Raw genomic sequence first — 20,433 nt, 5'->3', positions numbered from 1 at the left:
GAACAAGCTTAAAAACAGAAAATTCAATCAGCTTTTATGCGACGCTAGTGATATTGGAAGTATACGTGATGAAATTATTCAGGACACCATTCTAGATAGGGAATGGGGACATGTATTTTTCTATATGATTCCAAGTGAGCTACAGTATACATTTCAGGTTGAAGAAGTAGCTGGCATAATGAAGGTGGAGTTAGATTTATTTGAACAATTATGGTTAGAAAAAATTGATCATGTTTGTGCTACGGGTATAGTAGTAGCTGAAAATTTAAAGCAAGTTGAAGTAGAGAGGCTTGTATGTAAAGGTGATTTTTTGCCGCATAATCAAGCCTATATGTCCAGCGTTTTAAAAGAGTTAAAAAGGATGCTTGAATAATAAACTTTGAATAGATAGAGGTGTAAATGTTGAAAAAAATAATTTCTATAGCTTTTCTAATTTTTTTAATAGCAGCAGCAATTAGTTATTTTAAAACAGATACAGTGAAAGGTTTATTAAAGATTGACAGTATTCCAACAAACTTTACTGTTGAAAAAATAGTAGACATAAGCTTTGAGAATATCGCAATAACACAAGAACAGCAGGCTGAAATTGCGATATATATGGAGAGCTTAAAGTTAAGGAAAATAAAAAATAGTTTATATTCTATAGAAGATACAGCATATCGTGTTGCTTGGGGTACTTCCAATTCAATTTATTTTGCCGCACCCGATATTATTGTTGTGCCATCTAAAAGCATTCGAGGTTATCGTATCATTAATCATGAGCAGTTTTTGAGTGATTTTGAGGCATTACTTAATGAGGGGCTGTAGCCATGCCATTAACATTTGCACATCCAGCAGCAATATTACTTTTTCCACGAAGGAGTAAATATTTTTATTTTTCTGCGTTGGTATTAGGTAGTATGGCGCCAGACTTTGAATATTTTTTAAGGGGGCAGCCAGGAGGGGTGATTGGACATACGTTTGCAGGCTTGTTCTATTTCAATCTCCCGCTCGTTATATGTGTTTACTGGATTTACCGCCAGTTTATTCGGCAAAATATTATCAATCATTTGCCAAGCTTTTTACAGGACACGAATCATTATGAAATAGCAGGGAGTAAAGCATGGAAATCTATTGTTTTCTGTTATTCAGCATTACTTGGGATGCTGACACATGTTATATGGGATGCATTCACACATCGAACGGGATTTGTCGTTGAACGTTTTCCAATACTTAGTGAAACATATGGTTTACCCATACCCATTTATAAGCTTTTACAGCATGGAAGTACAATTTTAGGGCTGACGCTCATTTTAATTTATTTGTATTACAGAGCATCAATCAGTAAAAATAAGTCAAACATCTCTCCAAAACGTAAATTTGCTTTTGGGAGTGTGTTAGCTGCTTTAACACTCATCTATGTCTCTATTTGGGGCATGGTTGCCTACATACCCTTTAGTAGCTATGGTGTATGGGTTGTACGGATGATTGATTCGTTCTTCTTCAGTATATTAACGCTTTCAACATACTTAAATGTAAGAAAAGCAAGCTGTTAGGCAACCATTCCTAACAGCTTGCTTTTGTAAATCGTCCACCGATTTTAAATAATAATGGAATCGATGCTAATAAAACAATCCCTACAACAAATGTTGAGATAATAAGCTCATTCCATGCAATCAATCCTTTAGAAAACAGTTGATAAATAAGGAATGAATTTATCGGTATATTTAGCAATACACCTGTAAGAAGCCCAGGCGCATATTGTTTCATCAAAATGGTTGCAATCAGATGTGGAAAAATGGCATTAAAAATCATTGAGCCTAAGAACCCAATGAATATCCATTTTGCCAAATTAGAGTGTGGAAAATAGCCAAAGCTAAATGCAGTTAAATAAGCGAAAAGGGTAATGACAATAACAGCAAATCGAAATTCATGTGATGCGACAGGCTTTTGAAATTTTGAAGCTTGCTGTGCCCATTTAGGTAACCAAATCGCTTCCTCAATATTATGCAATGTAATAGCAAGACAGAAAAATAGTATAAGAATATTCATTTGCTACCTCTACAATATTCGATATTTTTTCAAACTTACAATCGTTAATGTAATAAAAGCGATGGCAAAGCTAGCAAGTATCGCTAAATTACCAGTAATTTCACTGAAGGTGTAGCCTTTATACATCACCCCATTTAATGCATCTGCTGCGTAGTAAAGTGGCATGACATGACCGATTTTTTGTAGCCAATCCACCATGCTATCGAGCGGGAAGATACCTGAGAAAAATACCTGTGGCACAATGACTAACGGAATAAATTGCATCATTTGAAATTCAGATGTCGCAAAGCTAGATAATAGCGTTCCTAATGATAGGGCAACAAATGCTAAAGTAATATTAATTAATAAAACTAGCCAAATTGAGCCGACATGTACAATATCCAATATATAAATGCCAAATAAGGCGATGATGATTGTTTGTAAAAAGGCCAATATACCATAGCCAATCATATAGCCTGCTACAATTTCAAAGCGTTTAATCGGTGTTGCGAGTAGGCGTTCTAATGTGCCTGATGTTCGCTCTTTTAATAGCGCAATGCCAGTAATTAAAAAGACGAAAAAGAAAACGAAAAAGCCAATAAGCATTGGGCTGAATGTATCGAAAATTGTAGTATTTTTGTCGCCATATACATAATTTGTTGCTAATGTGTGCGAAGCTGTTGGCTGCATAAGTTGTGTAAGCTGGACTGTCAGCATTTTTGTTGTGGACGGATTGTCATTTAATAAAGTGAGATGGGTGTTTTCTTGTGCCAAATTGAGCCAGCTATCATATTGCTGTTCCTCTAATTGCTCTACTGAAAAATTGTCTTGTTCAATAATGTGAAAGTTTGCTTGTTGTAGCTTTTCGATAACGGGCGCTGAGCCATTGGAGACAACTAAGGTGATGCTCGCTTCATTGCTATTAAAAATAAACGACATTAACGTTAATACAAGTAAAGGCGCGAGAAATAATAACGCTAATGTGCGTCGATCGCGTCGCATTTGTTGCATAATTCTTGTGACGATAGCACTGATTCTCATAATACTGTGCCTCCTGCCTTTAAAAATACTTCATCGAAATCCTGTGCCTGGTAGTGCTCCTTTAATGCCTTTGGTGTACCATTTGCGATAATATGACCACCGCGTAGCATAATTAATCGGTCACATTTTTCTGCTTCGTCCATTGCATGCGTTGTCACTAAAATTGTTTTTTGCTCCTCGTTTTTAAGGCGAGTGAGCTCCTGCCAAATTTCCTTTTTTAATACAGGGTCAATGCCGACTGTTGGTTCGTCTAAAATTAACAAAGGAGGGTTTTGTAGAAGGGCGATAGCTAAAGATAATCTGCGTTTCATGCCACCAGAATAATCTCCTACTTTGCTTTGTAAATCATCCGTTAAGCGAACAAGCTGTGCAGCATATGTGACACGTTGAGTCCGTTCCTGCTTAGATAGTTTGTAAAGCTTTGCAAAGAAATATAGATTTTCTTCCCCTGTTAAATCTAAATAGAGTGCATCTGCCTGTGCCATATAGCCAATATCTGTGAGCAATTGCTGGTGTGGTACTTGCAAACCGAGCGCTTGAATTTGTCCGTTATCAGGCTTTAACATCCCCATAATCATTTTAATGAGGGTTGTTTTCCCACAGCCTGAAGGTCCTAGTAATCCAATGAGCTGGCCTTGTGGAAGGTTTAAGGAAAGTGGTGCGATCACTTGTTTATGATGAAAGCTTTTTGCGATATTGTTTAACGAAATGGCGTAGTCTTCCATAATGTTCTCTCCTTTTCACTGAACGTCGTGTTGATATGATTTGAATTTTACGTTAGCATTTGGACAAATACAATCAACAAATTGAGCGTATATGTTCATTGAATGGAGGGGTTTTATGTCTGTACATGAAAGGATGAATTTTGAAACGAAGCAGGCAATTAAAAATGCATTGATTTCACAAATAGAGGAAGTAGGCTTTGAGAGAGTGACGGTGAAGGGGCTTGCTCTAGTAGCTAACATTAACCGTGGAACATTTTACTTACATTACACAGATAAGTTTGCTGTGATGGAAGATATACAGCAGGAGTTATTACATAATTTAAAATGTCGTGTGAATAATATTCGGTTGGTGGATGCTACACATGCAATACAAGCAGGGCAATTGTATCAGCCATTTGTTGAGGTCATTCAATATATAAAAGAGCAGGCTACATTTTTTCGTGTGCTGCTAGGCGAGCAAGGGAGCCCTGCTTTTAGTATGGGAATAAAAAATCTTTTTGGTGAGCAAATTTTGCAAAATTTGATTGTGATACAAGCAGATAAGCTAGATATGGAATTTTGTAAGTATTTATGTGCATTTATTTCCTCGGCTGTTTTAGGGGTAATTCAAGAATGGCTAGTAAATGGAGACGAGCATTTAAGTGTGGAAAAACTTGCGATGATTCACTTTCGTTTGTTGAAGTTTTTAGGTGAGATGTGGAGCTACTAAGCGTAACTCCAGATCTCTTAATCTACAACGATAACGCCCATTAAAGAAGCCAATTGGATGGCTTGTGAAGACGACACTTTACAGCCATTTAAGCTATCAATTGAAATCGTCAATGTTTCAAAGGTAGACGAGCTGATATCGATTCCTTTTAATGAAGTTTGTTCAAAGTTAGCGTCATTCAAATTGCAGCGATTCAATTCAATTCCCTTAAATTTACATTCGTAAAAATCGCTATTTATTAAAACGGTTTCATTGAATTGCACCTTTTCAAGCTTAGCACTGTCAAATGTAGCTAAATGTAAGCTACAATGATCGAAACGCACGTTGCCTAAAGACGAGCTTGGGAACTGGCTGCCTAACAGCTTACAATTACTAAATTCTACGCGGTGAACGGAGGATTTGCTGAAATTCACATTGGACAAATCACAGTTTTCAAAGCGTACATCTGTTAATTGGATGTTGCTAAAATTCGTATAATTAAACTGACAATTTTTTAGCACGATTTGGTCAAGGCGAACACGGTCTACCTCCTCATTCATAAAGGAACTATCTATAATTTCACATAGCTCAAGCTCTGGATATTCCTCGTCAAAAATATCTGAGAAATTTCTCATAATTAGCTGTGTAGGAATTTTAGGTGTATTAATTTTCATTTCAAAACGCCCCCTTCATTTTGGAAAAGTCTATCAACTTCATGCACAGGTAGAGGCTTACTAAAATAAAACCCTTGTATGCTATTACAGCCGAATTGTTTTAGCATGTCCCATTCTTTCTTTGTTTCGACACCTTCTGCAACTGTTTGTAAGTTCAATGTTTTCCCTAATTGAACAATTGTTTGGACAATAGCAGCACTGTTTTGATTCGTACTAATATTGCGTATAAATTGACGGTCAATTTTGATTTGGTGGACGGGTAAGTTTTGCAAATAAGCAAATGATGAGTATCCCGTACCAAAGTCATCGATTGCAATAGAGAAGCCCATTGCTCGAAGTTCAGCCATGCGATTTCTAGCAGCATCACGGTCTTCTATTGCAACATTTTCAGTAATTTCAAGCACTAAATTTTGCGGTTTAAATCCAGCAGACTGAGTACATTTTAACAAATATTCAGATAAATCTGCACGAAGAAAATGCGCTGGTGACAGATTAATAGCAATCGTTAAATGCTCCTTACCTTCAGTCATCCATTTTTTTAATTGTGCTACAGCTTCTTGAATGACCCATTCACCAATTTGCGTAATAAGGCCTGTTGATTCAGCTAAATTGATAAATTTGGAGGGAGGAATAAGTCCACGCTCGGGATGTTGCCATCTGATTAACGCTTCAAAGCCTTCTATTTCCCCTGTATTACAGCATACTTGTGGCTGATAAAATAATTGAAATTGCTTTAAATCTAGCCCTTTTTGTAAATTCATTTCGGATAATAAATTTTCTTTTACAAAAGTATGCATAGAGGGCTTATAAAACCCAACTGCTTTACGGGATGTTTGTTTACGCGCATGTTCAAGTGCGATTTGTGCTGCTTGCAAGCCAGCTTTGACACTGTGAACATCATCAGGATAATAAGCAGCGCCATAGCTAAATGTCATATATACTTCCTGCCCTTTGACGGTCATTGGCTCTTTTAATATGTCTGAAATTTCCTTATTGATAAACAAGGATTGTGTTTCTTTTAGTAAAATCGGTGAGTAAATAACGAAATGATCAAAGCCAACACGAGCAATAATTGCTGGTTCTGAGAAGGCATGACGTAGACGTTTGGCAAAATTTATTAAAACTTCTTCTCCACCATCATGACCAAGCACGCTTCGGACATTTGTAAATTGATCTAATGTCATATAAATAAAAATACCGAGCTCATTTTGAGATAAACGTTCCTCTACTTTTTTATAAAATGCATGCTCATTATTTAAACTCGTTAGCGTGTCTGTAAACGCTAGTTTATGCGTATAGTTTTCGGCTTCTTGACGATGTAATCGATCAAAAATAAAAGCAAACATATCTGCTACTGAAGCGAGAACATGCCTATGAACAGGTGTCCAATGACGTTGCTGCTGAGAAAAGCAACAAATGACACCACCAACGCCCCAATTTAAAACGATGGAGGCATCGAGCATGGAATGAAATGGATGATACGCCAACGAAAGACTTTCTCGTAAGCCATGCATCACAGGGTCTGTCGCCACATCGTCCACAGCTAATGTCCGTTTATGTACAATTGCTTCAAAGTAGGTAGGAACTTCATGTTGTAAAAGTGTAACTTTCGAAATGGGATGAGTACTGTTGCTGTCGTAGCTTGTTTCTATTGTGAGTTTTGTTTGCTCTTCATTAAATAGCCAAATTTCTACCCTTTCACATTTCATTAGCTTTGCTATATCTTGGCATATTTTTTTCAAAATAGGCTCAATGGATTGCCTTGATAGCTCTGATAACTCTTTCTCTGAAAAGAAAAATTGTTGCTGATGTTGATGGAGTTGTTGCAATAGCTCGTTAGCTTCTTTGAGTGAAAAATCAATTGAGTAATCCATATACTTTACCTCTCTTATTGTATGATAAAGTGAATCTTCAGCCCGTGTGCTGTTAGTGTCCCGAATCGGCTGTTAGTTCCCACTTAAACTAGCGGTTGCCTTGTATCTGCCGCTATGCTTTCGCGCAAAAAAACACCTGTACCTGACGCTATGTTTTCGGTACAAAATGATAGTTAATACAGGATAAATGTTATTTACTAATCAATTATAGCATTATATTACGTAATTTATGGAAATTTCTTTTTGAATGTTAGGTACTTTTAGCTAGATTTTTAAAAAACGGATTTTTTAATAATCAATTCCTCCTGCATTAATATTTCATAGAGTTTTACAAATTAAGATAAATAATTTGAGTCATGCTTTCGCTTCTTTCAGCATAAAGTGTGACAGAAGCAAAAAGGAGGAGATGGACATGACATTGCACCAAGAAAGTAATCGCTATACAATTCCGTCGGGCGAACATATAGTGACGATTCGCAATCGCAAGCGAATGGACATGACATCGATAAAAGCAATTGAGCGTTTTGATCAAGAGGAATTTTTCATTCACACATCTCAAGGACATTTGCTAATTCGAGGTGAGGAACTACGTATTGTGCATTTAGACGTGGACAAGGGGCTCCTTACATTAGAGGGCAATGTGAAGCTCATGCAGTACGATGAGGAAGATAGTGCGGCAAAGGGCTTTATTCATAAATTGTTCGGATGACGATTTCAGCACAGCTGATGAGTGCTGTCATCATGCTTGCAAGTGGCATATTTGTTGGTTGTGTGATTGACAGTACTCGAGCAATATGGAGTGGACTGCCGAGACGAAAGTGGATTCAACAGTGTACCGTAGTGCTAGAGCTTATGGTATGGATTGTTCTTGGATTTTGTACATTTTATTTTTTATATGTGACAAAGGGAGGGCAGTGGCGCGCTGTTGATCCGTTATTTCAGTTAGCTGGTATTTTCCTATATGATAAATTGCTCAGACGCTTTTTCCGATTTATCGGCCGTTTATTTGTATTACTCTTTATTCGACCGATATATTGGATTGTCTATATAATTAGTCGTTTCTTCTTGATATTTTGGCGTGTAGTTAGGTCGATAGTTCTATTTGTACTTACGCCTGTCACGAAACTGTATAAAGTGGCACTAGGGACCCGCTTTAAAAAATAGCTTTTACAAAGTATAATAGCTGTATTATTCAAAATTGTGAGGTGAACAAGATGGCTCAAAGAAATCGTCAAGAACCATCACCTAACAGAGTAAGAAAGTTAGATAATGACTATATTCGTTCTAGTGAAAATAATGTGAAACATAAACCTTCAAAGCAGCAGCTTATCCGCCGCCGTCGTCGAATGCTTGCTTTCTTCGCTGTGGCAAGTGTAATTATTTTTAGTTTAGCGAGTATGCTAATGAAGCAATATAATCATCTGGAGGCGAAGGAGCAAAAAAAGGCGGAAGTTTTAGCAGAGCTTGAGCAAATACAGGAAGTGCAAGAGATGCTTAAGTTGCAAATAGCAAAGCTTGAGGATGATGAATATATTGCGAAGCTAGCACGTAAAGAACATTTCATGTCTGAGGAAGGTGAGATTATTTTCACGATTCCAAAAGGTGGACAATCAAAGGAACAAGAACAAGATGATGAGTAGGTGCAAGGGCGAGTCCATATGAAAAAATAATGGATCGTCCTTCTTGTGATGAAATGGATTGTATTTAGTACAGTGTTGTTGACACAACTATCCTGTTCGTTATAATAGAATAGAAACTATTATCAATTCTGCTTCGGCATAATTGTGTCTAAATTTTTTAAAGTTTCATTATACTCAGTATATGACTTTCGAAGTCGCTTAATTTTTAAGGAGGAGCATTTTTTTTATGTCAATTGAAGTAGGCAGCAAATTACAAGGTAAGGTAACAGGCATCACAAATTTTGGAGCATTCGTTGAGCTGCCAGATGGCAAAACGGGTTTAGTACACATTAGTGAAGTGGCAGACAACTATGTGAAAGACATCAACGAGCTTCTAAAAGTAGGAGATACAGTTGAAGTCAAGGTGATGAATGTTGAAGCTGACGGTAAGATTGGACTTTCAATCCGTAAAGCAAAGCCTCAACCAGAGCGACCAGAGCGTCCTCAACGTCCACGTCGCGATAATCGTTCGAATGAGCGCAATGATCGTCAACCGAAAGAGACTTTCGAGCAAAAAATGGCGCGTTTCTTAAAAGATAGCGATGAGCGTCTTACAACATTAAAGCGTGCAACAGAATCAAAACGCGGTGGCCGTGGAGCTAGACGAGGTTAGTTTACTGGCTATTTCAGGCGTAGAAAAGGTGTAATATATAGAACGGTCGGAAAAGCATGCAAGTGCATATCTTTTCCGACCGTTGTTGTTTTATGAACATGTAAAAGCGCCTTTTCGCTACAATTTATCATGAATCAATAACATTAGCTTTTGGCTGTTTGGAAGTAAACTTGACTTTCCAAGTAGCTTTTTTTAATTTTTCTCCTGTTTCACTAGCATACGAATCAACGAAACGAAACAGACAATCCCTCCAATGAGACCACAGCTAATCATGATGATTTGTGCAATTAGCGGTATTTTTGTTAAAAGCACACCACCAACAATTAGCATCATACTCGCTGCGCAAAATAAAGTTAAATATGTGAAATTGCGAATCAAAGTGCATACCCCTCCAAAACAATAGATAACTCTATTATAAATTGAAACGTTAATCAATGGGGATTTTTCTGCCACCTCCTGATTATTAGTTAAAATTATACACATAGTTCCTCGGCATAATTAATTGAGTTTTTTGTCACTTTATTTTAAGATAAAGACATACTTACACCGTTTACTGTTTGTAAAGGGAATAGTTGTAATTCGTAGTTAAATGAGGTCATACATAAAGAAATTATGTCTCCTACATTAAACAGGTAGTCATATGCTACCATTTGGTGAATGCGATTACATTGGTATTTCAAAGTATTCTTTGATAGAAAGTGTGTACAATTCATTAGGAGGTTATTAAATTTGGGTATTAATTTACAAAAAGGACAACGTATTGATTTAACGAAGGGTAATGCAGGTTTAGATACGATTAAAGTAGGTTTAGGATGGGATCCTGTCAGTCAAAGTGGTGGCGGTGGCGGCTTTTTAAGTGGATTATTTGGTGGTGGAGGTAGAAGCAGTGCAAATATTGACTGTGATGCCTCTGTATTAATGTTGCAGGATGATAAAGTAGTAGCAGGTACTGATATTGTATATTTTGGAAAATTAAACAGTGATTGCGGCACGATTCAACATTCTGGTGATAATTTAACAGGAGATGGAGACGGAGATGATGAAGTAATTACAGTTCGTCTGTCGTCTGTGCCTGCGAAGTATAATAAGCTTGTATTTGTTGTAAATATTTATGATGCAGCAGGACGTAAACAGCATTTTGGGATGATTCAAAACGCTTATATTCGCGTCTATGATGATAAAAATGGCAATGAGCTTGTTCGTTATAATTTAACAGATAACTATGCTAATTTGACAACGCTTATTTGTGGTGAAATCTATCGTCACGGTGCTGAATGGAAATTCGCGGCGGTTGGAAATGGAACAAGTGATGTAAAGCTTGCTGATGTAGTTCGTAGATATCAATAATACCTGAAGCTTTGGTCTGTCACTCTTTAGTGAACTTGCTGAATGAAAGGCTAATTAAGTATTCATCTCGCCATCTCTTGAGATGAGCGCATTATATAATAAATCAATATAAAATTAGGAGGAATAAGAGTATGGTAGTTTCATTACAAAAAGGTCAAAAAGTAGATTTAACAAAAACAAATCCGGGGTTAACAAATGTAGCAGTAGGCTTAGGCTGGGATACAAATAAATATGATGGCGGACATGATTTCGACTTAGATGCCTCTGTATTTTTACTAGCTGACACGGGGAAAGTAGCAGATCAAAACGACTTTATCTTCTATAACAATACAACAGGTGGTAATGGTGCTGTTGTACACTCAGGTGATAATTTAACAGGTGTTGGTGACGGAGACGATGAGGTAGTAAAGGTAGCATTAAAAGACGTACCAGCACATATTCACCGTATTGCATTTACTGTAACAATTCATGATGGAGAAGGGCGTAGCCAAAACTTCGGCATGGTATCAAATGCTTATATCCGCATTGTGAATGAACAAACAAATGAAGAAATCCTTCGCTATGATTTAGGAGAAGATTTCAGTATTGAAACAGCGATTGTTGTAGGTGAGCTGTACCGCCATAATGGTGAATGGAAGTTTAACGCTATCGGAGCAGGCTATCAAGGTGGCTTAGCAGCGCTTTGTAATGACTACGGTTTAGCAGTTAATTAATCATTAATAGGAGGTACTCTTTTATGGCAATTCAATTAAGTAAAGGGCAACGTATTGATTTAACAAAGCAGGACCCAGGTTTAAATAATATTGGTATTGGCTTAGGTTGGGATACGAAGCAATTTGATGGCGGGCATGATTTTGATTTAGATGCATCGATATTTTTACTAGATGCAACGGGGAAATGCCGCAATGAGCATGATTTTATTTTCTATAATAATTTAGAAAGCTCAGATAAATCTGTTGTGCATACAGGAGATAATCGCACAGGAGAAGGCGATGGCGATGATGAGAAGGTACTTGTTAACTTAAAGCAAGTATCTCCTCAAATCGAGAAAATTGTCGTAACAGTAACAATCTATGATGCAGAAGCGCGTCATCAAAATTTTGGACAAGTGTTAAATGCTTATGTCCGTTTAACAAATGAGGAAACAGGGGCAGAAGTATTACGCTATGATTTAGGAGAAGATTTCAGCATCGAAACAGCCGTTATCTTCTGTGAGCTATACCGTCACCAAGGCGAATGGAAATTTGCTGCAATTGGTTCAGGATATCAAGGTGGGCTAGCGGTATTAGTAAATACGTATGGCTTACAATGAAGGAGCTGTCTAAAAAGGGTTTACCCTTTTTAGACAACTACCGCTGGAGGAAGTTACTTGAACGTTATTAATGAAATACTAAATACATATGCACAATTTTTTAATTGGCAAATGTGGGGAGAAGTTTTAACAGATCCAGTAGCATGGGGTTTGATTTTTTCGCTAATTATTATGGAGGGGCTATTATCTGCGGATAATGCGCTAGTGTTAGCGGTCCTTGTTAAACATCTCCCGCCAGAGCAACGGAAAAAAGCGTTGATGTATGGGATGTTTGGTGCCTATTTCTTCCGTTTTATCTTTATCGGTATAGGTGTATATTTAGTAAAGTTTACACTTATTAAAGTGCTAGGTGCGGCTTACTTAATGTGGTTAGTTATTGCGCACTTTAAAAATAAAGGCGATGATGAAGAGGAAGCAAAAGAATTCAAGAAGAGCAGTTGGCTTGTCCGCATTTTCGGTACATTTTGGGCAACGGTTATTTCGGTGGAGTTAATGGATATTGCCTTTTCTGTCGATTCTATTTTGGCAGCATTCGCCATTTCAGACCAAGTATGGGTGTTATTGTTAGGTGGCGTATTAGGTATTATTATGATGCGAACAATTGCAGGTGTGTTCCTTTCGTTAATTGAACGGGTACCTGAACTTGAAGCTACGGCATATATTTTAATTGCGATTATCTCACTTAAAATGTTTGCAAGTGTATTCGGTCTCCATATCTCACATGAAATCTTCTTTATCATTTTAATTGCAGCCTTTGTCATGACATTTATTGTCCATCATTATAATAAGAAAAAAGCTGCATAACGAACGCACTGTGTTGGTCTGATAATATGTAGACCAATACAGTGCTTTTTTTGAAAAATTATGTTTGGAATGGCTATGTATCATGAACAGGAGAGAGAATCTATGCAACATTTAGCTATGGTACCACAATCGTTTTTTTATCAAAAACCACAAGCCTTTACGAAATGGGAATCACCTGATTTATTAGCTTATGCGTTAGGTGCGACTTTATATATGCCCGCCTCTATGCCGAATATTGCACAAATGGTGAAAGCGAAGAAATATCCAGAGTTAATATCTTTTGTAATTGATTTAGAGGACGCTGTAGGCGATAGCGAGCTAGAAAGTTGCGAAATGAAGCTAATCGCTGAGGTTGTAGAGCTTTATATGCTGTATAAAAACGGAGAAATAGCGCCGCAAGATTTGCCGCTTATTTTTGTACGTGTGCGCAGTGTAGAGCAATTGCAGCGCTTAACGGAAGTATTAGGTGAAAGACAAGAGGTGCTAACAGGCTATGTCTTTCCTAAATTCACAGCAGCACAAGGAGCGATTTATTTTGAATTGCTGGAGCAGACAATTCAAGCACATCAATTAACCTTGTATGGTATGCCGATTTTAGAAAGCCGTGAAGTATTGTATAAGGAATCGCGTATGGAAGCATTATTTGCGATAAAAAAAGTGCTAAACCACTATCGCAATCGTGTCTTGAATGTGAGAATAGGCGCGACCGATTTTTGCGGTATTTATGGTATTCGTCGCCGTGTTGATTCGACGATTTATGATATAAGTGTCATTCGAGACTGTATTGCGGATATTGTGAACGTGCTAGGACGAGAGGAAGATGGTTTTATTATTTCAGGTCCTGTGTGGGAATACTTTAGCAATGCTCGTGTGTTAAAGCCGGCACTACGCATCACGCCATTTAGTGAGAAGGGCATACTGGACGCGCGACAAGCTTTGCTAGATGATTGCTTAGACGGCTTGATGAAGGAAGTATTAATGGATCGACAAAATGGTATTTTAGGAAAAACGGTGATTCATCCGAGCCATATTCGCGTTGTCCATGCACTTTATGTTATTTCCTATGAGGAATATTTAGATGCGTTAAGCATTATTGAAAACAGCAATGGACAAAAAGGCGTTGTGAAAAGTCATCATGCTAATAAAATGAATGAAATGAAGCCGCATTTACGATGGGCACAAAGAATTATGCGTCAAGCCAAGCTTTATGGTGTTTACCATGAGGAAGTTGATTTTGCCTCTCTTCTAACTTCGTTCAACGAGTACCCAAACATTCGCTGAGCAAGAGAAATTCGCTAAATTCTGTGGCAACGACGGAGTAATTAACACCATATTGATTCTAAGCTTCCAGTGGCTGTCACAGGCTGTCACAGATTTTAATGGCGTATCTAGCGCCTTTATATACAGAATAGGGGGAAACGGTTTGCAGCAAGAAACAAAGTTAACGATACTACCAAATTATAATATAGCCATAACGATTACAGACAATCCATATCAGTTTGAGATCAAGCATTTATTAAAAATGGCAGCTCGCATTAATAAAAAAAGACAGTTTTTATTTGTTAGCCCTGTGCTTGGCAAGCATTTAGCTGTACGTCCACAAGTACCGTTATTAACAGGAACTTTATTAGCGATGCTATACTACGAGCGATTAAGCGGACGAGAAACCTCGCAGCTAATGGACATTGTAGAGACCATTAAGGAGCAAGGGCAGTCACCATGTGAGGTGGGTTTTGAGTTAGAAGAGGATACGCTATTTATTGGCTTTGCAGAAACAGCAACCGCGCTTGGTCATGCAGTGTTTCAAACATTTCAGTCAAATGCGACATACATTCATACGACAAGAGAATTACTGTCTGATGTAGAGCCATTTATTACGTTTGAGGAGGAGCATTCTCATGCGACAAGCCATCGGATGTATAGTGATCTACCTGAAAAGCTACTACAGGCAAAGCGTATTGTACTGATTGATGATGAAATTACAACAGGCAATACGACAATTAATATTATCGAAACATTGAAGGCGAAATTTCCGCATATTCAGCATTATACGGTACTATCCATTTTAGATTGGCGCTCGGAGGAGCAGGTGAAGGTCCTTCAACAGCAACAGGAAAAGTGGGGAATCTCGATTGATTTTATTTCAATCATGCGTGGGTTTTTTAGCTGTGAAGGAACGGCTTTGTTAACAGATGAGCAACCACAAATGACGACAGAGACAGCGCAGCATATGGAGCTAGTGGAGATTGATGCACCTGTTGCTTATCGACATTATGATTCAGTCGCTGAAAGTGGACAGAAGAATCAGCAGCCTTATATGTTAGCGACAGGGCGATTTATGCTGACAGCCGAGCAGCAGCGCGAACAGAAACAGACATTGCATGCGATTGCACAGCAAATTGCAAAACTAAGAACAGGCGGATCAGCACTGGTGGTTGGCACAGGTGAATTTATGTATGTACCGATGCAAATTGCCGCTTATTTAGGGGATAATGTCTATTTCCAGTCAACTACGCGCAGCCCAATTTATTGCACGGTGACAGAGGGCTATACGATTACGGATAAGCTTGTATTTGAAAGTCCTGAAAATAATGGTGTGACGAATTACTTGTATAATATAAAAAGCCGTCCATATACGGAACTTTTTTTACTTGTAGAACGTATTGCAAATAAAGAAATCGTTGCACGAGCTGTACGTGCACTACAATCTATGAGCGATGCAAAAATTTACGTTATTTGTATGCATGAATTGGAGGTGGAAAAGTGAGAGAGCCAGATAAAATGGGTAGCTACAGTTCTGAGGATGTAGTGTTTTTGCTCCGCAATGTTGGGCATATGTCTTTAGAATTAGACAATGTTAAACGTGAGCAACTTATTCAATCAGGGGTGCATTACTCGGAAATGCTACCTATCGAATATCAGCCTTCTGATGCGTATATGTCCCTTTTTAATCAAACATTGGATCGCTATGCGGAGCGGATTGCAGTAGCCGTTGGTGTCGTCGCAGAGCAAATTGTCGCACTACGCGGGCTGGACAATTTAGTGCTAACGAGTTTAGCGAGAGCGGGAACACCCATTGGTATTTTAATTAAACGTTATTTGAAAATGCGTTACAATAAAAGTGTTCCCCATTATTCTATTTCAATTTTGCGAGGGCGTGGCATTGATGAAGTAGCCGTCCGTTATATATTTGCCAAGCATCCTTCAGCACAAGTTCAATTTGTAGATGGTTGGACAGGTAAAGGAGCGATTGCTAGCGAATTAATTCAAGCTTGTGAGACCTTTAATGCAAGGCATTCACAACAGCTTTCAGCGACATTAGCTGTATTAGCTGACCCAGGGCATTGCGCGGCGATTTATGGTACGCGCGCGGATTTCTTGATTCCATCAGCATGCTTGAATTCGACAGTATCCGGCTTAGTTAGCCGTACAATGTTGAATTTACAGTTCATGGATAAGGACGATTTTCATGGAGCAAAATATTATCACGAGCTAGAGGGTGTAGATGTATCTAATTTTTACATAGACCATATTACCTCTTATTTTGAGCAAGTAGAACAGCAAGTAAAAGAACAGCTTTTACAGTGTACAGATCATACTGTAACGTGGTTTGGTAAGGAAAAAGTCCAAATCATTCAGGAAGAGTTTGCGATCAAGAATATTAATTTAGTCAAGCCAGGTGTGGGAGAAACGACGCGTGTCTTATTACGACGTGTACCGTGGAAAATTTTAATTAATCCACAGCATATAGATGAATTAGAGCATATTTTATTGTTAGCACAAGAAAGAAACGTGCCGATTGAGGAGTATCCAAATATGTCCTATGCTTGCTGTGGCTTAATAAAAGAGACATAGGAGAAAGATTATGCTACTTTTCACTTCTGATTTAGACAGAACGTTAATGTACTCGCAGCGCCTTTTACAACAATTCCCGTCAGTCAGCGAGATGGTAGCGGTTGAACAAATGGATGGTAAAGTAATTAGCTATATGACAGAGGAATTAGTATCATTGCTCAAAAAAGTATGTGAGCAAACATTGTTTGTCCCTGTTACAACACGCTCTACAGCACAATATGAGCGACTTGCATTTATGCACAAGCTACAGCCTGCTTATGCGATTATTAGCAATGGCGGCATACTGTTGGAAAACGGCCGTCCAAATGAGCAATGGACTAAAATTATGCAGCAACGTATTGCAGCTAGCGCAGTGCCTTATGCAGAAATAGCGCAGCATTTTCAACGTATGGAATCATCTATATGGTTGCAACGGTCGCGCTGTATGGACTCATTATTTGTAGTGCATTATGTGGACAAAGAGGCTTTTAGCGCAGCACATTATCAAGAGCTGCAACAAGCAGTTAATCCATATGGTTGGCGAATTTGGCTAAATGGTAGAAAATTATATATGATGCCGAAAGTACTGACGAAGGAAGCGGCGATTACTTATTTGCAAGAGCATTGTACATATAATCAACATGTCGCAGCAGGAGATTCGATTATGGATTATGGCATGCTTGCATTGGCAGATATCGGTTATACGCCTTATCACGGCGATTTAAAAGATAAACAGCCACAAGCATTAAGCAACATTGTTTACTCTGAGCAAAGTGGTGCAGCGTTTACGCAGGAATTACTTGAAGCTGTTTTGCGCTTGGCAGCAAAGTGATTGACCAAAAGTTGGTTTCTTAAGCTACTGTGCTGAAGAATAGTTGAAGGATGTGAAATGAGAATGCAGACAATAACGATACAGCCAATTTTGGAGCGTGAAGCAGTAGATTGGCTACAGGCGTTTCAAGAATCACCTAAAAGCCGTTTATTTTATGAGGAAACAGCAAAGAAAGTTAGCTTTAGCCGTATTGCTGTTCGCATATTAGGAACACCGTTAGAAACAGACGAATATTTTAATTCATTGTTTACGTTGGCACAACAGCCGAATATCCATATTTTAAGCGAGGAATTGAATAAGCATATCGACCCGAAGGATTTTCAAGCATTGCAGGATATTTTAGCGCAGCATCAGAAAACACCTAAAGGTTTATCGATTAATCGATTAATTGCAATGATGTATGGCCATCAGCTGCTTCCTAAGCATGACGATGGCTCGATGAATCGCCATTTACAACTAGCGACAATTCGGGTAGTGGAGCAGTTTCAACAGCAGCAATCATTAGGTTTATTAGCAAATGATTTTCGTCGTTTTTTAATTGATTTAGTAAAATGGCTGAAAAATCATTGGATTCAATGGACAAAAGAGATGAAGGCAACGGATGATTTTCCAAAGGTTGTTTGGTATGGTGAAATGACGATGAGTCAACGCTATTTCTTATTGCTGTTAATGGAACTTGGATGTGATGTATTAATTTTCCACCCTTCGAAGGTAGATGAGTTTGCTGAAATTGATGCGACAGATGCCGTTTCAGTCAGCTACTCTTATGCACATGAAACGATGCTACAGCCATTTCCAGATAAATTGCGTGACCGTCAAGCGACAGTTGGTTATCGTTCAAGCCAGCATTTTGACCAGTTAATGAATAATCATCAGTCTGGCGTATATAAAGCGTGGCAGCTGCAAAGCTTGATGCCTCGCCCCTTAACATTGCGCATGACGTATGACGATATATTTATTTATGCGAAAGAAAAGGCGATGGTTCGTCCCAATTTCGAGGTATTGAGCAAGGAAGTTGTGATTCCTGTTATTTTTGCGAAGGTGAGTGGTGTATCAACTAATCGAGAGGAATATTGGCAATGGATGGATTTGCTTGTAGAGCATTCGCAAGCGATATTTGTACAGGAATTCCCGTATATGAAGGGCAGTAAAGCAAATTTCCATTTCCATTATCAGCATTGTTTAGTGGATGGCGAGCTATCTATCCAGCGTATTATGCAAAGCGATTGGTGGCAGTATGGTTCCTATACAATGGAGCTACAGCAGGCAATTGCTTATACGATGAAATCTGTATGTGAGCAGCCGATTGTAAAGCAGGAATCAAATGAAACCTTATACGATTTACAATTATTTTTATTCAAATACATGACGATGATTCCTGACGAAATACTGCGTCTATTGCAAAATTTTGATTATGCACAAGACATACCTAAGCTTGTTTTATATCAAGCTCCACAGCAACCAGCTCTATCACGTGAAGATACAGCACTGCTTGCATTTTTAAATCGCTTTGGTGTCGATATCGTATTTTATAATCCAACGGGGCAATTAGATTTAGAAAAGTATTTATTAGATGATCGCTTTGATGTTCATCGTCTAGAACAGATGGTATTTGATTTACAATATGAAAAGCCAGCGCTATCAAAGCCTTCACCAGACCGCAGTATCAAAAAAATATTTAATCGTTTTTTTAACTAATTGGGAAAGGAAGGTTATATGTCTTTCACACTTGAACAGTTAACACAGGAAACAGCATATAGCACCAAGGAGCAATTACGACAAAGTGCTGAAGTACAACAAATTGCTCGGGAAATAAATATTAAAAATCAGTTAGATATTATGGATTTCGGTAAGGAGCCTGCAATAAAATTAACAAACTTCTCAGACCGCATGTTGCGGTTGCTGGCAAATGCTAAAGTCAATGAGTCAGGTGAGTTGCTACAACAATTAGAAGCGCTAATGGCGAAGTTTGACAAAAAGGAAATTGTGGAGGAAAAGGGCTTTTTTAAACGCTTATTTAAGCGCGCTCCGAAACAGCAAGAGGATTTGTGGGAAAAATACAGCTATTTAACACGAGATATCGAAAAAATGCATTATCAATTTGTGCTAATGGAGGAGACATTAGCTAGTGATAACCGTGTGTTAGCAGGGCTATATCGAGAGGATTTGCAATATTATTTAGAGATCGAAAAATATATATTAGCAGTTGAGTTGAAGTTGAATGAGGTTGCAACAGGGATAGCTAGACTTGAACAGCAAAGTGTAGACGGAAATCAAATTGCAAAGATGGAGCTACAGACGTATCAAACGGTTGCACAACTATTGGAGCAAAAAAGAGATGATTTAGAAAAGTCACGTATAGTCGCTATTTTAGCAGCTCCACAAATCGAAATGCTACAAGAAGGTAATCGTACATTAATGCAGCAAATTAACGAGGCATTTATTAAAACGATTCCCGTTTTTAAAATAGGTATCATCAATGCAGTCAACGATAAAAAGCGTCAGCTGCAAAATGATTCCGCCAAAGCCTTTGAAAATCGCATGAAGCAAGTGGGCGGTATTAATGCCGATGCGGTGCAACTGACTACAGCAATGGTCAATCAGCAAGATGGAACACAAACGCTAGAGGAAATTTGGGATCATATTGTGGAAGGCATTACGAGTTATCGCCAATTGCGTGATGAACAATCGCAGCAGCGTCAAAAGGCGGAGCAGCAACTGAAAGCTTTGCAAGTTAGAGCATGAAAAGGCAACCAACGTGTTTCTGCGCTTGTGGGTGCGTAATGTTATTGATAATGAAGATTTAAACAGGATAGATGGCAGAAAATTTTTGGTGTTTGATAATGTATAAAAAAGTAATAAATAATGTGATCATTAGATAATTTTAATAAACCAGCAAAAAGGATTTTCTCCTCTTTTGCTGGTTTATATTTTAAAATATAATTGATCACTAGCGTCGCATAAAAGCTGATTGAATTTTCTGTTTTTAAGCTTGTTCCA

The 20,433-nt window shown here is 38.2% G+C and carries 24 protein-coding genes and 1 pseudogene; 18 read left to right on the top strand and 7 right to left on the bottom strand.

The genetic code is table 11. The features are described from left to right. The 3 genes and pseudogenes from C9J34_RS21880 to C9J34_RS06275 all read left to right on the top strand — a co-directional run. Positions 1-373, top strand: a pseudogene (locus C9J34_RS21880) (hypothetical protein); the annotation flags it as partial. Positions 374-402: 29 nt separating this feature from the next. Beyond that, positions 403-807 (top strand): hypothetical protein, encoded by a 405-nt coding sequence (locus tag C9J34_RS06280; RefSeq protein ID WP_153062613.1) that lies wholly within the window; start codon positions 403-405, stop codon positions 805-807. A 2-nt stretch (positions 808-809) separates the two neighbouring features. Further along, on the top strand, positions 810-1,535 hold the full coding sequence (locus C9J34_RS06275) for a DUF4184 family protein (RefSeq protein ID WP_107839015.1): 726 nt from the start codon (positions 810-812) through the stop codon (positions 1,533-1,535). A 10-nt stretch (positions 1,536-1,545) separates the two neighbouring features. Here C9J34_RS06275 and C9J34_RS06270 read toward each other — a convergent pair whose 3' ends face one another. Genes C9J34_RS06270 through C9J34_RS06260 form a run of 3 tightly spaced genes read right to left on the bottom strand, consistent with a single transcriptional unit; the run spans position 1,546 to position 3,776 of the window. Next, entirely contained in the window at positions 1,546-2,031 is a 486-nt protein-coding gene (locus C9J34_RS06270; RefSeq protein ID WP_107839014.1) for an HXXEE domain-containing protein, read from the bottom strand. A 9-nt stretch (positions 2,032-2,040) separates the two neighbouring features. Further along, positions 2,041-3,051: an ABC transporter permease gene (locus tag C9J34_RS06265; protein WP_107839013.1), complete on the bottom strand. Its 1,011-nt coding sequence runs from the start codon at positions 3,049-3,051 to the stop codon at positions 2,041-2,043. Next, positions 3,048-3,776, bottom strand: a complete 729-nt coding sequence (locus C9J34_RS06260; RefSeq protein WP_107839012.1) for an ABC transporter ATP-binding protein — start codon at positions 3,774-3,776, stop codon at positions 3,048-3,050. The genes C9J34_RS06265 and C9J34_RS06260 overlap by 4 nt, the downstream gene beginning before the upstream one ends. 115 nt (positions 3,777-3,891) lie before the next feature. Between C9J34_RS06260 and C9J34_RS06255 the strand changes: the two genes are divergently transcribed. Then, complete coding sequence (locus tag C9J34_RS06255) at positions 3,892-4,485, top strand: TetR/AcrR family transcriptional regulator (RefSeq protein WP_107839011.1); 594 nt, start codon at positions 3,892-3,894, stop codon at positions 4,483-4,485. Between the two features lie 17 nt (positions 4,486-4,502). Here C9J34_RS06255 and C9J34_RS06250 read toward each other — a convergent pair whose 3' ends face one another. Both C9J34_RS06250 and C9J34_RS06245 read right to left on the bottom strand, forming a co-directional pair. Continuing rightward, complete coding sequence (locus C9J34_RS06250) at positions 4,503-5,138, bottom strand: pentapeptide repeat-containing protein (RefSeq protein ID WP_107839010.1); 636 nt, start codon at positions 5,136-5,138, stop codon at positions 4,503-4,505. Beyond that, the gene (locus tag C9J34_RS06245) at positions 5,135-7,012 is read right to left on the bottom strand and encodes a putative bifunctional diguanylate cyclase/phosphodiesterase (RefSeq protein ID WP_107839009.1); all 1,878 of its coding nucleotides are present in this window, start codon (positions 7,010-7,012) and stop codon (positions 5,135-5,137) included. The genes C9J34_RS06250 and C9J34_RS06245 overlap by 4 nt, the downstream gene beginning before the upstream one ends. Positions 7,013-7,424: 412 nt before the next feature. Here C9J34_RS06245 and yabP point away from each other — a divergent pair, with 412 nt between their 5' ends. The 4 genes from yabP (at position 7,425) to C9J34_RS06225 (ending at position 9,304) form a co-directional block, all read left to right on the top strand. Further along, positions 7,425-7,721 carry a sporulation protein YabP gene (yabP, locus tag C9J34_RS06240; protein ID WP_107839008.1) on the top strand — a complete coding sequence of 99 codons (297 nt, stop codon included), beginning with the start codon at positions 7,425-7,427 and terminating at the stop codon, positions 7,719-7,721. After that, a complete protein-coding gene (gene yabQ / locus C9J34_RS06235; RefSeq protein ID WP_107839007.1) occupies positions 7,718-8,176 on the top strand; it encodes a spore cortex biosynthesis protein YabQ in 459 nt (152 codons plus the stop codon). Before yabP ends, yabQ begins: the two co-directional genes overlap by 4 nt. 50 nt (positions 8,177-8,226) lie before the next feature. Next, complete coding sequence (locus tag C9J34_RS06230; RefSeq protein WP_107839006.1) at positions 8,227-8,652, top strand: FtsB family cell division protein; 426 nt, start codon at positions 8,227-8,229, stop codon at positions 8,650-8,652. 226 nt (positions 8,653-8,878) lie between these two features. Further along, on the top strand, positions 8,879-9,304 hold the full coding sequence (locus C9J34_RS06225; protein WP_107839005.1) for a S1 domain-containing RNA-binding protein: 426 nt from the start codon (positions 8,879-8,881) through the stop codon (positions 9,302-9,304). A 192-nt stretch (positions 9,305-9,496) separates the two neighbouring features. Here the strand turns inward: C9J34_RS06225 and C9J34_RS06220 are convergent, their stop codons facing one another. Next, positions 9,497-9,682 (bottom strand): sodium:potassium antiporter, encoded by a 186-nt coding sequence (locus C9J34_RS06220; RefSeq protein ID WP_107839004.1) that lies wholly within the window; start codon positions 9,680-9,682, stop codon positions 9,497-9,499. Between the two features lie 351 nt (positions 9,683-10,033). On the opposite strand from C9J34_RS06220, the gene C9J34_RS06215 reads away from it, so the two are divergent. From C9J34_RS06215 to C9J34_RS06170, 10 genes are all read left to right on the top strand, one after another. Next, a complete protein-coding gene (locus C9J34_RS06215; protein WP_107839003.1) occupies positions 10,034-10,651 on the top strand; it encodes a TerD family protein in 618 nt (205 codons plus the stop codon). A gap of 131 nt (positions 10,652-10,782) precedes the next feature. Then, positions 10,783-11,364 (top strand): TerD family protein, encoded by a 582-nt coding sequence (locus C9J34_RS06210; RefSeq protein ID WP_107839002.1) that lies wholly within the window; start codon positions 10,783-10,785, stop codon positions 11,362-11,364. A 23-nt stretch (positions 11,365-11,387) separates the two neighbouring features. Then, entirely contained in the window at positions 11,388-11,963 is a 576-nt protein-coding gene (locus C9J34_RS06205; RefSeq protein ID WP_107839001.1) for a TerD family protein, read from the top strand. Positions 11,964-12,074: 111 nt separating this feature from the next. Next, positions 12,075-12,767 carry a TerC family protein gene (locus tag C9J34_RS06200; RefSeq protein WP_420799120.1) on the top strand — a complete coding sequence of 231 codons (693 nt, stop codon included), beginning with the start codon at positions 12,075-12,077 and terminating at the stop codon, positions 12,765-12,767. A 102-nt stretch (positions 12,768-12,869) separates the two neighbouring features. Continuing rightward, entirely contained in the window at positions 12,870-14,048 is a 1,179-nt protein-coding gene (locus C9J34_RS06195; protein ID WP_107838999.1) for an HpcH/HpaI aldolase/citrate lyase family protein, read from the top strand. A gap of 142 nt (positions 14,049-14,190) precedes the next feature. Further along, the gene (locus C9J34_RS06190) at positions 14,191-15,534 is read left to right on the top strand and encodes a phosphoribosyltransferase family protein (RefSeq protein ID WP_107838998.1); all 1,344 of its coding nucleotides are present in this window, start codon (positions 14,191-14,193) and stop codon (positions 15,532-15,534) included. 14 nt (positions 15,535-15,548) lie between these two features. Further along, positions 15,549-16,622: a cysteine protease StiP family protein gene (locus C9J34_RS06185; RefSeq protein ID WP_107839017.1), complete on the top strand. Its 1,074-nt coding sequence runs from the start codon at positions 15,549-15,551 to the stop codon at positions 16,620-16,622. Positions 16,623-16,632: 10 nt separating this feature from the next. Continuing rightward, positions 16,633-17,433 (top strand): HAD family hydrolase, encoded by an 801-nt coding sequence (locus C9J34_RS06180; RefSeq protein WP_107838997.1) that lies wholly within the window; start codon positions 16,633-16,635, stop codon positions 17,431-17,433. 57 nt (positions 17,434-17,490) lie between these two features. Beyond that, positions 17,491-19,131, top strand: a complete 1,641-nt coding sequence (locus C9J34_RS06175; protein ID WP_238600584.1) for a YceG family protein — start codon at positions 17,491-17,493, stop codon at positions 19,129-19,131. A gap of 18 nt (positions 19,132-19,149) precedes the next feature. Continuing rightward, positions 19,150-20,178 (top strand): toxic anion resistance protein, encoded by a 1,029-nt coding sequence (locus C9J34_RS06170; protein WP_107838995.1) that lies wholly within the window; start codon positions 19,150-19,152, stop codon positions 20,176-20,178. A gap of 41 nt (positions 20,179-20,219) precedes the next feature. Here C9J34_RS06170 and C9J34_RS22320 read toward each other — a convergent pair. Then, on the bottom strand, positions 20,220-20,433 hold a 214-nt coding region (locus tag C9J34_RS22320; RefSeq protein ID WP_238600583.1), incomplete at its 5' end, for a hypothetical protein.

Source organism: Metasolibacillus meyeri, from assembly GCF_003049505.1.
Classification (GTDB): domain Bacteria; phylum Bacillota; class Bacilli; order Bacillales_A; family Planococcaceae; genus Metasolibacillus; species Metasolibacillus meyeri.
This window is presented reverse-complemented; position numbering and strand designations above follow the sequence as displayed.